The 715-nt window shown below is 40.4% G+C and carries 1 pseudogene (only partly in view); it reads left to right on the plus strand.

Annotation, left to right across the window (positions count from 1 at the left end):
• Positions 1-538: pseudogene (locus V7149_RS20670) on the plus strand (metallophosphoesterase family protein) (it extends 196 nt beyond the left edge of the window).
• Positions 539-715 lie beyond the last annotated feature (177 nt).

Consider the following 715-nt stretch of genomic DNA (forward strand, 5'->3'; position numbering starts at 1 on the left):
GGTTGAAATAGAAGAGGTGAAATGGCACCAGGACCAGTTAGATAAGGATGCCATGAACTATCTTCGCTCCTTGCCATTCCATCATGATTTTTATATGAGCGGCAAATATGTCAGGCTTTTTCATGCTTCAGCAAAAAGTGTGTACCATCGGGTTGTTCCAATGAGAGATACATATGAAGAAAAGCTTGCCATGTTTGATAATACGGAGAACATCAATCATAATGGGAAATTACCAGATGTCGTTGGCTATGGGGATATTCATGCCGCCCTTATCGAGCCTGTGAAACCTCAAAAGACACTATTTAATGCTGGAAGTGTTGGGAATTCACTTGATATCCCCCAAGCTACTTATACGATTCTTCACGGAGACTATTTATCGGACAAGCCTGCTCCTTTTTCAATTGAGATTGTCAGAATTCCATACGATGTTGAAAAAGAACTGTCCATTGCTAGGGAAATGGGGCTGCCTAATGTAGAGGCATATGCACTCGAGTTGCGTGAAGCAAAATACAGAGGGCCATTCAAATCGAAGGTATAAGGATTGTTTTGAAAATGGAAGCCGAATATTGGACGATCCAATATTCGGCTGCAATGGAGTATTTTATGCACGATTTGCATTGTTCTTTGGCGGAATGCGATCGTTTTTTAAATTTTTATCGTTAATTTTTGGTTCACGCCGATGGAAATGATTATGAATATTAGAGCGGTGAAGGAA

The organism is Bacillus sp. JJ1503 (assembly GCF_036965125.1).
Lineage (GTDB): Bacteria > Bacillota > Bacilli > Bacillales > Cytobacillaceae > Cytobacillus.